The organism is Dysgonomonas sp. PF1-14 (assembly GCF_029892965.1).
GTDB lineage: Bacteria > Bacteroidota > Bacteroidia > Bacteroidales > Dysgonomonadaceae > Dysgonomonas.
In genome coordinates this window covers 17,821-29,715 of sequence record NZ_JARXWN010000014.1, presented here as the reverse complement: position 1 = coordinate 29,715, position 11,895 = coordinate 17,821, and the positions used below count along the sequence as shown (strand labels likewise).

15 protein-coding genes are annotated in these 11,895 nt (G+C 38.9%); 6 read left to right on the top strand and 9 right to left on the bottom strand.

The window, feature by feature from the left end; all coding sequences use genetic code 11:
* Nucleotides 1–107: 107 nt before the first annotated feature.
* The 3 genes from M2448_RS15370 to M2448_RS15360 all read right to left on the bottom strand — a co-directional run bounded on the left by M2448_RS15370 (nucleotide 108) and on the right by M2448_RS15360 (nucleotide 2,415).
* Nucleotides 108–491 carry a DUF3037 domain-containing protein gene (locus tag M2448_RS15370; protein WP_280647047.1) on the bottom strand — a complete coding sequence of 128 codons (384 nt, stop codon included), beginning with the start codon at nucleotides 489–491 and terminating at the stop codon, nucleotides 108–110.
* Nucleotides 469–1,251 carry a HipA family kinase gene (locus tag M2448_RS15365; protein WP_280647046.1) on the bottom strand — a complete coding sequence of 261 codons (783 nt, stop codon included), beginning with the start codon at nucleotides 1,249–1,251 and terminating at the stop codon, nucleotides 469–471. Before M2448_RS15365 ends, M2448_RS15370 begins: the two co-directional genes overlap by 23 nt.
* A 282-nt stretch (nucleotides 1,252–1,533) precedes the next feature.
* On the bottom strand, nucleotides 1,534–2,415 hold the full coding sequence (locus tag M2448_RS15360; RefSeq protein WP_280647045.1) for a hypothetical protein: 882 nt from the start codon (nucleotides 2,413–2,415) through the stop codon (nucleotides 1,534–1,536).
* Between M2448_RS15360 and M2448_RS15355 the strand changes: the two genes are divergently transcribed.
* Nucleotides 2,408–2,749, top strand: a complete 342-nt coding sequence (locus M2448_RS15355) for a DUF6146 family protein (protein ID WP_280647044.1) — start codon at nucleotides 2,408–2,410, stop codon at nucleotides 2,747–2,749. The two genes, M2448_RS15360 and M2448_RS15355, sit on opposite strands and share 8 nt — an antisense overlap.
* 46 nt (nucleotides 2,750–2,795) lie before the next feature.
* On the opposite strand, the gene M2448_RS15350 is transcribed toward M2448_RS15355, so the two are convergent.
* Together M2448_RS15350 and M2448_RS15345 are read right to left on the bottom strand one after the other, a co-directional pair.
* On the bottom strand, nucleotides 2,796–3,164 hold the full coding sequence (locus M2448_RS15350) for a LysM peptidoglycan-binding domain-containing protein (protein WP_280647043.1): 369 nt from the start codon (nucleotides 3,162–3,164) through the stop codon (nucleotides 2,796–2,798).
* Nucleotides 3,165–3,635, bottom strand: a complete 471-nt coding sequence (locus M2448_RS15345) for a BON domain-containing protein (protein ID WP_280647042.1) — start codon at nucleotides 3,633–3,635, stop codon at nucleotides 3,165–3,167. It lies immediately after the preceding gene.
* Nucleotides 3,636–4,134: 499 nt separating this feature from the next.
* Between M2448_RS15345 and M2448_RS15340 the strand changes: the two genes are divergently transcribed.
* Nucleotides 4,135–5,130 (top strand): DUF4421 domain-containing protein, encoded by a 996-nt coding sequence (locus M2448_RS15340; protein WP_280647041.1) that lies wholly within the window; start codon nucleotides 4,135–4,137, stop codon nucleotides 5,128–5,130.
* 21 nt (nucleotides 5,131–5,151) lie between these two features.
* On the opposite strand, the gene M2448_RS15335 is transcribed toward M2448_RS15340, so the two are convergent.
* Nucleotides 5,152–5,895 (bottom strand): alpha/beta hydrolase, encoded by a 744-nt coding sequence (locus tag M2448_RS15335; RefSeq protein WP_280647040.1) that lies wholly within the window; start codon nucleotides 5,893–5,895, stop codon nucleotides 5,152–5,154.
* A gap of 241 nt (nucleotides 5,896–6,136) precedes the next feature.
* Between M2448_RS15335 and M2448_RS15330 the strand changes: the two genes are divergently transcribed.
* From M2448_RS15330 to M2448_RS15320, 3 genes are all read left to right on the top strand, one after another.
* Nucleotides 6,137–6,325 (top strand): hypothetical protein, encoded by a 189-nt coding sequence (locus M2448_RS15330; RefSeq protein ID WP_280647039.1) that lies wholly within the window; start codon nucleotides 6,137–6,139, stop codon nucleotides 6,323–6,325.
* Nucleotides 6,326–6,449: 124 nt separating this feature from the next.
* Nucleotides 6,450–6,887, top strand: a complete 438-nt coding sequence (locus M2448_RS15325) for a VOC family protein (RefSeq protein ID WP_280647038.1) — start codon at nucleotides 6,450–6,452, stop codon at nucleotides 6,885–6,887.
* Between the two features lie 134 nt (nucleotides 6,888–7,021).
* A complete protein-coding gene (locus M2448_RS15320) occupies nucleotides 7,022–7,597 on the top strand; it encodes a YdeI/OmpD-associated family protein (protein ID WP_280647037.1) in 576 nt (191 codons plus the stop codon).
* A gap of 563 nt (nucleotides 7,598–8,160) precedes the next feature.
* Here the strand turns inward: M2448_RS15320 and M2448_RS15315 are convergent.
* The gene (locus M2448_RS15315) at nucleotides 8,161–8,745 is read right to left on the bottom strand and encodes an outer membrane beta-barrel protein (RefSeq protein WP_280647036.1); all 585 of its coding nucleotides are present in this window, start codon (nucleotides 8,743–8,745) and stop codon (nucleotides 8,161–8,163) included.
* Nucleotides 8,746–9,098: 353 nt separating this feature from the next.
* Between M2448_RS15315 and M2448_RS15310 the strand changes: the two genes are divergently transcribed.
* Nucleotides 9,099–9,983 (top strand): helix-turn-helix transcriptional regulator, encoded by an 885-nt coding sequence (locus M2448_RS15310; RefSeq protein ID WP_280647035.1) that lies wholly within the window; start codon nucleotides 9,099–9,101, stop codon nucleotides 9,981–9,983.
* A 33-nt stretch (nucleotides 9,984–10,016) separates the two neighbouring features.
* Here the strand turns inward: M2448_RS15310 and M2448_RS15305 are convergent, their stop codons facing one another.
* Together M2448_RS15305 and M2448_RS15300 are read right to left on the bottom strand one after the other, a co-directional pair.
* Complete coding sequence (locus tag M2448_RS15305; protein ID WP_280647034.1) at nucleotides 10,017–10,310, bottom strand: hypothetical protein; 294 nt, start codon at nucleotides 10,308–10,310, stop codon at nucleotides 10,017–10,019.
* Between the two features lie 458 nt (nucleotides 10,311–10,768).
* Nucleotides 10,769–11,725 (bottom strand): alpha/beta hydrolase, encoded by a 957-nt coding sequence (locus tag M2448_RS15300; protein ID WP_280647033.1) that lies wholly within the window; start codon nucleotides 11,723–11,725, stop codon nucleotides 10,769–10,771.
* Between the last annotated feature and the right edge of the window lie 170 nt (nucleotides 11,726–11,895).

Sequence of the window (11,895 nt, the reverse complement as noted above, 5' to 3'; positions counted from 1 at the left end):
ATAAGGAAAAGCAATCACTCGATTGCTGTGTAGTTTTGTAAAGTTTGTGTTAAGGTTGAAGTCCTGTGAGTCGTGAGATTCACAGGATTTTGTTTTATATCTGTCCCTTACATCACCAACTCTTCGTACAATTTTTCGAATGTAGTATCCAGATTGTCCGAAAATCCTCTGTTAGAGCGCGATGTCTGTATAGATGTGCTGCGAACAGCCGTCAGCCAGCGAAAGCGTTCTGTTATATCCAGCGTAGCAATATATCCGCCTTGCCTGTCGCCCGAGCATATTTTATCAAATGCGCTAAGCCCCGAGCATAACGAATCCATATCCAGCTCGGACGAAAACAGATTCAGTTTCGCTTCATCTACAGAATAGCGGGCTTTGAGGTATTTCTCTCGTTTGCAAAGCATGATAATCCCCACATTTATAAACTCTTCGCGTTCGACTCTCGGCACAACACGAATAACGGCATATTCATATAAGTGTTTCCCTTGCATGCTGTGCTTCTTTAATAAATATATCGGAATGTTTCAGTCGTTCGTTCAGGAAGTCGATGTACACCTGCCTGATATCGTCGGGCGATTCCTCACTCCCACCCCAGTGCAGCCAGTCGTCAGGCAATAAGCCAACAATCTCCGTTATCTTTTCGGGTGTCAGTATTTTCTTAAATTCAACATCTACCTCATCCAGCATCGAAGCATAAGGCAACAGCACATGATCTTTCACCTGTACAAAAGGGCTCAGTGCATACTTTTTCCATCCTGCCCACGAATGATGAAAATAGAGCGAAGCCCCATGATCTATCAGCCACAGCTCTTTGTGCCACATCAGCATATTGGTATTCTTGGCCGTACGGTCTACATTGGTGAGCAACGCATCCATCCATACTATCTGAGAGGCTGTTTTTGCATCCACATTATTAACTACCGGATCGAAGGTAAGCGCCCCCGACAGAAAATGTAAACCCATATTGAGCCCTCTGCTGCCCTGCAACAGGTCTTGTATCTCCTCATCGCCTTCTAAGCGTCCGAAGGCCTCATCAAGGTTGATAAATACCATTTCGGGAAAACGAAAACCGAGCGTCTGAGCTACTGCCCCACCTACGAGTTCGCTCACAAGCATCTTTGTACCATGCCCCGACCCTCTGAATTTGACAACATACTTAAATCCGTCGTCAGCCTCAGCCAGTGCCGGCAATGAACCACCCTCGCGCAAAGGGGTTATATATCGTATTACATTTACTGTACGTAGTTCCATTGTTCTTTATTTATACCAATAAATATTTAATATTGAATTGAATAAACGTCTGATTTTTTTCTGCGCGCAATCACAGATTACTTGCCTCTTTTCTTCTAGAGTATGCACTGTCACAGATAGCTAAAAATTCTTCGTCCAACTCCTATTGTTACTTACACTTCACAGCTTTGCCATATATCGGCAACAGATTGATACCTTCGGGACAATCCTGAGCTTTTGAACAGACTGATAACATCAATAACAGTTACAACAATATACAGATTTGTATATTTACATCCCGGTTTACCGTTTAAAGTAGAGTTCGGTGAGTTGCTTATATCGTTTATCGCGGCGGATGTTTTTCAGATCGTCGTCCGAATCCATTTTCTCTTTCGTAAAGTTATACATCTTCGACTGGTATGCTCCGGCTTTGATCATCGACTTTTCGAGCCATTTGAAAGCCTCGTCTTTTTCCTTTATCAGCGAATAATAGCACGCCATATTGTAAGCTGCCGACTGGCTACCAAGCTGTTCGGCGCGGATAAGCGAAGTTTCCAGTTCAGTGCGGTATTTAGGATAATTCTTCTCGTATCGTCCAAGACTCAGATATGCATAACCCTTATCGCGCCATGCAGCCATAGAGTTTGCATCCTGCTCGAGCACCTTGTCGAACTTTTCTATACTCTGTCTGAAGTCGTCCGCCTTCTTTGTCTCCTTTGCATAATCAAGCAACGAACGTCCCCAATTCATATATGTTTCGGTTGCATTAGGTTCCAGTTCTACGGCTTTGGCAAATTTACTGAAGCTCTCGTCATACAAACTATCTTTCTTCGTTTCATGTGCATAGTATGACAGGCATATAGCCCATGTACTGTACACTTCGGCATAGTCTGGCTTTATTTCCAGAGCTTTACGGAACTTATCGAAACAGCTTTCCAGTAATTCGGTATTCTTGTTTTCTTCGGCATGTTTGGCTAGCACAAAACCCCATATCAGATAAGGGGATGCATCGTCGGGAGTAAATTGTACTGCCTGCTCAAACAGTGGATTAAACTCTTCGGGCTTACCTCCCTCAGCCTCTTTTTGTACGGCCATAGCTATCATCGACTCGGCTCTGAGCTTGTTATCCTGTGCATTAAGCGAGATTCCTAACAGAAAAATCAGAGTAAATACTAGTATGCGCATCTGTAAGCAATATTTTGTTTATGAGTGTAAAGATAATTATAATATTCTTATATTTGTTTATCTAGAAATAACCGTACTGGAAGAGGGATACGATACCTTCCTGAAACAACAACAGCCGAAAGAGTTTTTCACCGAACAGGAACTAAAATCGAAGAACATATCACTAGTCAACGAATGGAATATACGCTGCAAGAATCCGTCACAGTACGACCCTGCCATTTACGAAGCACCGATAGATTACAGTCCGACAACAGACTACGGGCTCAATGTGGAATGCAATATCTATATGTTCCTTAAGTTTATAAACGAAAAGTATAGTCTGAGACTGAAATAAAAAAGGCCGTTCAGTAGAACAGCCTTTTTCGTATAAATCATATTTCTTATAACGGAATTATAATCTTTTGTCCCGGATGAATCAAATTAGGATCTTTGATAGTATCCTTATTTGCCTCAAATATCTTTTGCCATGTCATATTCGGATATTTACCGGCAATTTTGCTAAGGCTGTCGCCCGGTTTGATTTCATAGATTTCCTCTCCGCCCGGTATAACTTCGATATTCAATACCAAGTCTCCGGCACGCATATCAGGATCTATTTCGTTGTATATTTTCCACATTTCATCTTTTTTAGATGATGTAGCTGATCCTGTGATATAAAGAACGTTGTTTTGCTCAGTAGCAACAAGATTCTCTACTCCCGATTGTTGCGCAAACTGAATCAGTCTGGCATATTTATCTGTCAAGCTCATTTATTTCAGATTTAATTTGTTGATTACTTGTTTAGGTTTAGCTTCGTTAGCTATCTGTAATACCTTCTGAAGGTCTGCTCTCTTAAGGTCACCTGTCAATGTAACGATACCGCTGTCAACAGCAGCTTTTACATCGGCAAATCCTCCGGCTGTAAGCAGGGTGGTAATAGCTGTAGAAAGCACTTCGTCAGGATTGATAACAACAGTGGGTTTTACTTCTACGTTGTTCACAACAGATTTCACATCTTTAAGAGCTTTCAACGCAGTTTCAGCAGCAGCCTTAGCCTCTTCTGACTCTACTGCACCCGAAAGTGTAACAACACCGTCTTTCACCACAGGAGTTACTGTAGACTCAATAGCTGTAAGAGCTGTTTCTACTTGTTTCTGAATTTTTTCGTCGCTTGGTTTACAAGAGAACAACATAACGCTTATTAATAATGCGCTAACATAAAATAAAACTGATTTTTTCATTTTCATTAAGGGTAAAGTTTATACTAAATAGTTTGCTTCTCTTTGATTTACAGTTCTTCTTTGTATAAGTCTTGTCAAATAAGTTTCAATCCAATGTTTTTCAACAGCACCAAAGATACAATATTATTATTATCTTCAAATATAAAAAGGGCAAAATTTTATAATAGATAAAATTGATATATAGTAAGATATTCCCTACTGCCTGCCGGATATATCCGATAATATATGTTTCTTTGCTTAAAATGCCGTTCATTTAGTAACTGTTTAAATTTGATTGGCACTCTTATTTTGTATTATTTCAAATATATTTTTTTCTTTTTATTCGCAGGTTTAGCGGGCTAAACCAAGAGTGGAAAGTAGAAAATAGAGAAGAAAGAAGAAAAATAAGAGCCAAAGAATAATCTGAAACAGTTATATGAAATATTTTCGCTCAAATTTAAACAGTTACTTATACGAATACCGTCCGTTTAACGTTCTGAAAATGTAAACATCTACCATTATGAGTGTCCCGAAATTTGTGATCGTCATTATATGTACATTCTCGGCAGGAGTATTAAATATATACTCTCAGGTAGACAGCACTTATATTGGTTTTTTCGAACAAGAATTTGCCATACGTCCCTACTTTCTGGATAAATACACCGCACTATCTCACGAAACAGAAGATGGTAAAGAAACAATATACCGCCCTAACGATCCCTATGCTTTGGGGATAGGCTTCACATATAAAGGGATTTCACTGAGCGGAGCTTACGGCTTCGGGTTTATGCGCGACAAAAAGCGTGGCAAAACCAAATCGCTCGATTTCCAATACCACTATTATGGACGTAAATTTGTAATGGATCTTTTCTTTCAGAATTATAAAGGCTTTTTTGTAGAAGACGAGGGTAATGACAAAAAAGTACATAACGATGATATATACCATCTTTATCCCGACATCAGGCTGGAACAGTATGGCGGATTTGCCCAATATATATTCAATGGCAACAAGTTTTCGTATCAGGCGGCATTCAACCAGAACGAAAAACAACTGAAATCGGTAGGAAGCTTCCTGCTCGGCGGCGGCATCTATTACAACAGGGCGCGCTCCGACAGCTCTTTGCTCTTCAATGACAAATCGGAACTTGATAATTTTCAGTTCGGCGTCAGCGGCGGATATGCCTTTACCTGGGTAATAAATAAGCGTGTGTATATCTCAGCCTCTATGTCAGTCGGTGCAAATGTAGGTGTCGACCACTCGGGCGAGAAAGATAAATGGAAAGTCTACCCTACCATGTTTCCGCGTATTTCGGCCGGATACAATCACGATAACTGGTCGCTGGGAGTATCCTTTGTCAACAACAGAATATATATACTGCATTCCGAACAATCGAAAATGTCGTTCGACACCGGCGCGCTCCAGTTCAGCTTCACCAGACGGTTTGGAAAAGCACCTAAATTTTTGGAAAAGAATCAGAAAATTATAGACACCTACAACCACTATAAGTTCTGGTAAGTATGTGCTTATCCGCACCGGTTATTCTTCCTTGATGAGCAATATACCACTCAGAATAAGGCTTATAATATCGGCTTTCTTGAACACCATCAGATGGTCGCCACCTTCGACAGGGAAAGCATTGCGAATAAGATCGTAAGGAAATATCTGATCGTTGGTGCCATGTATATGATACAGATGCTTTGTATCGGCAGCAGGTATCCATTCCGTTATCTGCTTAGCTGCCCATTTTATATATCGGGCATCGGTCACTGTCATATATTGAGCTAGTTCTGCATTAGGCATGTGATACACAAGGCGATTGAAGGTTTCGGTAACAAATTCGGTATCGGAATATATCTGGTCGGGAACCATGTCTACAAGATTTGTATGCTTCACCGCTTTGAACAGCATCGGGATCTCTTCCTTGCTTTTGAATGAAGAAATAATTACGCTTTTCTGAGGGTTGAGGAATGTATCCATCTCCTGCATGATGACTGCCCCAAACGAATAGCCAACCAGTATGAACGGACGCGATGTATCTATTGCCTGCGCCATTGTACGTGCATATTCGCCAAGCGACTCTCCGGCATGAGGTATATGCCATTCTATATATTTCTTGCAGAAACCTTCAGGAAGGGTAAGTTTGTCAAAAACATTACAGTTATAGCACATACCCGAAATGAAATAGACATTCACATCGGTTTTCCAGATACGTTTTACCTGTTTCCACATACCTGTGAACTTTCCGGATGCCCGCTGATTGGAATTCTTGTTTTGTGACATGATGTTCCTCTCTTATTTATTCAAGTATATAAAGATACTATTTTTAGTTTAAAGAACTCAATAAATGCACGCTCGCCATATTGTAAATATATCTTTCATATAGTTAAATAAATATTTTAACAGAACAATCTTAGTCCTATATTTTTTTATAATAAGTAATGAATAATAAATATTATGTATTACTTAAAAGGATTATAGAGATTTCAAGTTAAGATTTTGGTTATTAAAAAAGCACTTCATTATGACTAATATATTTGGATATTTCATCAGCAAAAATAAAGAAACCTACAGGGAAATTGCTAAAAAAGAGCAGATGAATCCATTGCGGGTATATCTGCTGGCACATGGTATGAGAGTAAAATCAGACAAGGATCATAAAGTTATACATTCGCTGATAGAAAAGGGAATTGTATCGGGATGGCACGGGTAAATACCATAATATGAGTAAAGCTTATCTGAAAACTATTTTATCTGCTTTCAGATAAACATTTGTTTCTCGTTATACGTTTAATTACTATAAGGAATCTTTACTATAAACGTAAAACCACAAAACAATGGCGACAATAAATCCTTACCTTTCATTCAACGGTAATTGCGAAGCGGCTTTCAACTTTTACCGATCTGTATTCGGCACCGAGTTTGTCTTTGTCGGGCGATATGCCGATATGCCAGCAGAGTATCCGGTACCCGAATCGGAGAAAAATAAAATTATGCATATTGCGTTACCTATAAGTGGCAAAAGTGTACTCATGGGAGGCGATTCGTCCGAAGCCTTTGGTGGATTATCCGATGCCGGAAGCAACGTTTCACTGTCGGTAAATACCGAATCGGAAGACGAAGCCAAACGTATCTACGGAGCACTTTCGGCAGGAGGCAAAATACTGATGCCTCTCGAAAAGATGTTCTGGGGTGCGTTATTCGGTCATTTTATTGACAAATTCGGTATCCTGTGGATGGTCAATTATGATTATGAAGACTATCCGAAAAAATAAAAGCAGATTTCCCAACTTATATCAAATTATTAAAATTACATTTGTTCCGTACTATTCCGTTGCGATTATTGGTTCAATCGACACGGATGGAAAGTACGGAACTTTCTTTTGTATAATCTTGAAATAAAAAGACCATGAATGAAAGCATTGTACACAGGTTGCAACTTAAAAAACATACCGATAGGCTTATCCTGAACAAGCCGGAAAACATACACCATTTTGATACGCTGCTACCGTATGATGCAGCAGAGAAAAAAGAGGCTTACGACCTTATCGTTGCCTTTGTATTCTCCCTCGACCAATTCATGAAAAATCTACAACATGTAATAGATAAAAAACTATTGAAACCCAACGGAGCTTTATTCTTTGCATATCCCAAAAAAGGTAATAAGGAATACAAAGAATATATAGGGCGTGACGATTTTTTTGAATGCGTAGAAGTAGATAATGACGGATATGTGAAAAGCAGTCAGCTTAAATTTTTCAAAATGGTCGCTCTTAACGATACATTTACTGTTATAGGATTAAAACATGAAGTTATACGCAAAAGCAGGGCAAATCAACTCAGCCAGTGTGTAAGTGACTATATAGACCGCATTCCCGACTTACAGAAATATTTTGCTGAGGAAAATGACATCCTTACATTTTTCAATAATCTGACTCCCGGCTATCAGCGCGGATGGGCGCGCTTTGTGTACAGCACCCGATAGGAAGCGACTATTGCTAAGCGTCTTGCCGAAATGCGGAATGTAATCAGTCAGAAATATAAATCAATGGATATGTACAAGGCTGCTAAAAGGTCACAATAGGAAATAAACGAAAGAAGGCCGCTTCGTCCCGAAGCAGCCTTTTTCACTGTGTAGAAAAGATTTAGAGAAATTGAAACTTAAAACACAAAATTTATCCTATTCTAAATATGGCTTAAAATGAAGTTAAAAACTACCTATACCTTATATATTTTTCTTTTTGATAACCTAATCTCTATTAGTCTTTATTAACTGCAATTTGATTTGTACTTGTTGTAATCCTCTCGACTACATTGCAAAGATCATATAAATAATAGCGTGAAGAAAGTCCTGTGATGCTGTAAAAATGTTCTATTTTTCGTATTTATACAAAAAGTGCCGGGTAACAGTGTATAGCCAATGTCCTGTTCTTCCTTTCATCTGTCCTGATAATCGGATAGGGTAAAAAAGAAAGGATGCTTCGAAATGAAGCATCCTTTCGGAATATTCTATAATTTAAGAGTCTGTGTAGGTTGTAAGGACTGCTTTTAGAATATAAAGCTTACACCAACCAAAGCCTGGCTAAAGTCGAAGTCGAAACCAAAAGTGTTTCTTTTCGCATTGCCCTCTTTGCTGTACTCATATCCTAAGAAACCGTATTTAGCTGACAAAGAAAGTCTGTCAGATACTTTAACGGCAACACCCGGTCTGAAACCGATTTCAAGATCGTGATTTTTTGTATCAGAACCTTTAGTTTTGCTGTACATATATCCTACACCTCCGTCAATAAACATGCTACCTATATCACCCTTAAGGAATGAGTAGCGTACGAAAGGATTAACCTTAAATCCGTCAGTTTTTCCTGTTCCGAAAAGAGTATTTCCTTCTACATCTTCGTAAGATACAGTTCCTTCATTATGTTCGTATCCCAAGCTAACAGCGATAGCTACATTGTCTGTAAGGATATAACCGATTTCAGGAAGGATTCTGTAGCTTGTGTTAGCATCCATGCCTTTAACTTTGCTCGATTTGATACCTACTGCACCTCCAACCCAGATTTGTCCCGGATTTTGAGCGTTAGCCATTGTTACTACACCAAACATAATTGCTAATGTAAATAGTAATTTCTTCATTTTCTTAAAATTTTAGTGATTATTAATTTTATAAAGTGCTAATTTTTAACTATTTTGTATTATTTGTACATACATTGCATATATAATATGTAACTCGTGTATGGTTTGTGTTCTGTTTAACTTCTTTTTGTTAATTTCGGCGACAAAGATATATGAAAATCTATAACCACAAACATAATTAAATGTTAAATAGGATTTTTTTATGAATTTTTGTTAAAATAATTTAATCTTTATATCTGTAACCTGCATTATTTCAGGCATATTATATAGTTATACCTAAAAAAGATTATGTTTGCCAATAGAGAAATTTTTATTTACACGCTGTTCGGCATCACAAAAATCAGTATCGTAATATGGCTTTAGCAAGAATACAACTCGATGAAATATCGGAACATATAGACCCTTATGCTATAAAGAACTTTATCATATCGGACAAGTCTGTAGCGCTGCCGCCAATGACATCCAACTACCCGTTTGTGGTAGACGGGGTAATATTTGCCATCTGCATAAAAGGCAGGGGGAAGATAAAGATTAACTTCAAAGAATATGAGATAAAAGCGAATACCATTATCACTGTCCTACCCTCTTTTGTGATCGAGTACCTCGAACGGACGGAAGACCTGATGGTGGAGTTTCTCATTTTCTCCATCGACTTTATGACTCAGATGCCTCCATCGACCAGAGACATAGACATTTCGCGAAGCCTTGTACAATCGCCCTGTATAGAGATTTCGGCTGACGAAGCAGAACGGTACGTCGAATTCCACTCGTTCATTGTAAAGCAATATAAACGAAAAGACCATCCTTTCAGGGTGCAAATGGCTAAAGGATTGTTGTATTCCCTGCTTTCCGAAGTGGGTGGGTTTTATTATAGCAGGATGCAGGAAACAGGTCAGGAAGTAAAAGCATCGTCGCATCAGGAAGAACAGGTATCTGCTTTCTTCAGACTCCTCTTGCAACACCATAAGGACGAAAAATCATTACAATTCTATGCCGACAAAATGTTCCTTACGCCCAAATACCTGTCTACAATCGTTAAAGACCGTACAGGGCGAACAGCCTTCACATGGATCAACGAAGCATTGATAGCATCGGCAAAATATTTACTCAAAACAACGAATAATACGATATTGCAGATTTCTGATGAACTTAACTTTCCGAATGCCTCATTTTTCGGCAGGTTTTTCAAAAAGCATACAGGACTAACTCCGGTGCAGTACAGGGAAAGGGATATATGAGGCTGTAAGAAGATAGGGACAAATTGTATAGTCTTATGAGATAAACTCTTTCAATAGTGGATTTTTGTCTATTTCGTCGTATTTGCGGACGGTAACACCCAGTTTTTCGAATAATCTTTTTACGATAGAATCTATATCTGTCACGTAAATTTCTTTGATACGCTTGGTCAGCAACCAAAGTGCAAGGTAGTTGATATCCTTTTTCACAACGATGTCCTTTTCTACTTCAACCACCGAATTATGATTCGTATGAAGTACAATTATCGCGATTGTATCCACATAGGCTTCATCTATCTTATCGTCTTTAAGGAACAATGCTATTTTCATCAGACTTTCTTTTGTGTAAAGTACATCAATTCATTTTATTACCGAAAGCCCTAAAGAACGCGGGATATGTTCTAAAAGTCGAAAAATCACATTAGAGTCTGTATCAAGAAACTATATAGGATTATTTCTTGTGAGTTTATCTGTTTCCACGCCTTTTAAGGCGTGGAATCGTATCTTTTATCAACATGACTTTAGTCAAAGTTGTTTTGGCTAAAGCCCTTTACCAATATTTTCTTACCCCCTCCACTTAAAAGTGGAGGCAACTAAGAGTCTGTTTAAATTTTACCAAAATATTTTATTACAGATTCTTTTTCATTCATTTTTAGGCTCTTTTGGTTTAATTTATCCCTTTTATCAGCTTAAATAGCCCGCTATTATCACCTCAAAAAAGAATAAATTATTCCCAAAATGGCTCTAAAAATCTGAATGAATAAAATTTAAACAGACTCTAAATTTCTTTATAGGTTATGCCTTTTCAGCCAGTCAAATATTGTATCGTGTACTTTTTGTCGAACGGTTTCTTCCGATAACATCAGGTCGTGAATACCTCCGCTTATGGAGACTGTTTCCACATTGCTGCCCATATCGCAGGATATACGCTCTATATCATCTACATTCAGTATAATATCCATGCTTTTTGCCTGTTCTTTATCATACCTATTGGTTCCCGACCTTTCAGAGTGCATCACCAGAGTAGGCTTGGCTATGATAAAGTTTTTCCTCACCTCCTGTTGCGCCCTGTATATAGCCCTGATCCAGCCCAGATTTACTTTTGGTGCGATATTGGGCTTCCACGATGTATCGTAGTTCCACTCGCCGTAGTAAGACTGATGGATGCTTTTACCATATTCTTCACTGAAACCGCCCGAAACCCGCACGCGAGGGAAAAAACGCCCGAGAAAAGATACAAAGGGCAGGAATATTTTAATATGGCGGCTGAGGTTGAAATCGAAGAACGGGCTGTTGAGTATAAGTCCGTCATACCGATCACTTTCGGGGTGGTCTTTAGCAAACAGTGTAACGATGAGCCCGCCTGTGGAATGCCCTACTAATATCACTTCGCTGTTCCCCTCATCGTGAATAATATCGAGTGCTTTCCGCATCTCTTCATAGTAGGCTTTCAGATCGCGTATGTCATTAAACTTCTGATGCGGAAGATAAGACCGCCCGTATTTGCGCAGATCAAGAGCATAAAAATTATATCCCTGATCGACAAAGCGCCCTGCCATTTCGGCCTGAAAAAAGTAATCGTTGAAACCATGTATGTATAGTACGGCTTTGGCGACACCGGCTTCTGCCTTTTTGCGTATAAGTGTTGCTACATTTTCACCTTCGTAATCGTCATTCAGCGGAATGGTAAGTTCCTCAAATCCGTTACGAAGAATATCTTCGGTATATAATAAACTTGCTGTCATATCTTCGATTTTTAGATATAAACTATGCGCATACAGGTTTTGTTCATTGCGTTAAGCTTTTGTATGTTAGTTGTTAATAAAACATTGTCTTGACTGTCATCAAGCAGTTGCCACGACTTTTAAGTCGTGGGTAAAGGGGGAACCATTGTCTCCAAATCGTAAAGGAGGAT

Coding starts and splice junctions, on each gene's coding strand:
- M2448_RS15370 (WP_280647047.1), bottom strand. CDS start 491: ATGCAAGGGAAACACTTATATGAATATGCCGTTATTCGTGTTGTGCCG.
- M2448_RS15365 (WP_280647046.1), bottom strand. CDS start 1,251: ATGGAACTACGTACAGTAAATGTAATACGATATATAACCCCTTTGCGC.
- M2448_RS15355 (WP_280647044.1), top strand. CDS start 2,408: ATGCGCATCTGTAAGCAATATTTTGTTTATGAGTGTAAAGATAATTAT.
- M2448_RS15360 (WP_280647045.1), bottom strand. CDS start 2,415: ATGCGCATACTAGTATTTACTCTGATTTTTCTGTTAGGAATCTCGCTT.
- M2448_RS15350 (WP_280647043.1), bottom strand. CDS start 3,164: ATGAGCTTGACAGATAAATATGCCAGACTGATTCAGTTTGCGCAACAA.
- M2448_RS15345 (WP_280647042.1), bottom strand. CDS start 3,635: ATGAAAAAATCAGTTTTATTTTATGTTAGCGCATTATTAATAAGCGTT.
- M2448_RS15340 (WP_280647041.1), top strand. CDS start 4,135: ATGAGTGTCCCGAAATTTGTGATCGTCATTATATGTACATTCTCGGCA.
- M2448_RS15335 (WP_280647040.1), bottom strand. CDS start 5,895: ATGTCACAAAACAAGAATTCCAATCAGCGGGCATCCGGAAAGTTCACA.
- M2448_RS15330 (WP_280647039.1), top strand. CDS start 6,137: ATGACTAATATATTTGGATATTTCATCAGCAAAAATAAAGAAACCTAC.
- M2448_RS15325 (WP_280647038.1), top strand. CDS start 6,450: ATGGCGACAATAAATCCTTACCTTTCATTCAACGGTAATTGCGAAGCG.
- M2448_RS15320 (WP_280647037.1), top strand. CDS start 7,022: ATGAATGAAAGCATTGTACACAGGTTGCAACTTAAAAAACATACCGAT.
- M2448_RS15315 (WP_280647036.1), bottom strand. CDS start 8,745: ATGAAGAAATTACTATTTACATTAGCAATTATGTTTGGTGTAGTAACA.
- M2448_RS15310 (WP_280647035.1), top strand. CDS start 9,099: ATGGCTTTAGCAAGAATACAACTCGATGAAATATCGGAACATATAGAC.
- M2448_RS15305 (WP_280647034.1), bottom strand. CDS start 10,310: ATGAAAATAGCATTGTTCCTTAAAGACGATAAGATAGATGAAGCCTAT.
- M2448_RS15300 (WP_280647033.1), bottom strand. CDS start 11,725: ATGACAGCAAGTTTATTATATACCGAAGATATTCTTCGTAACGGATTT.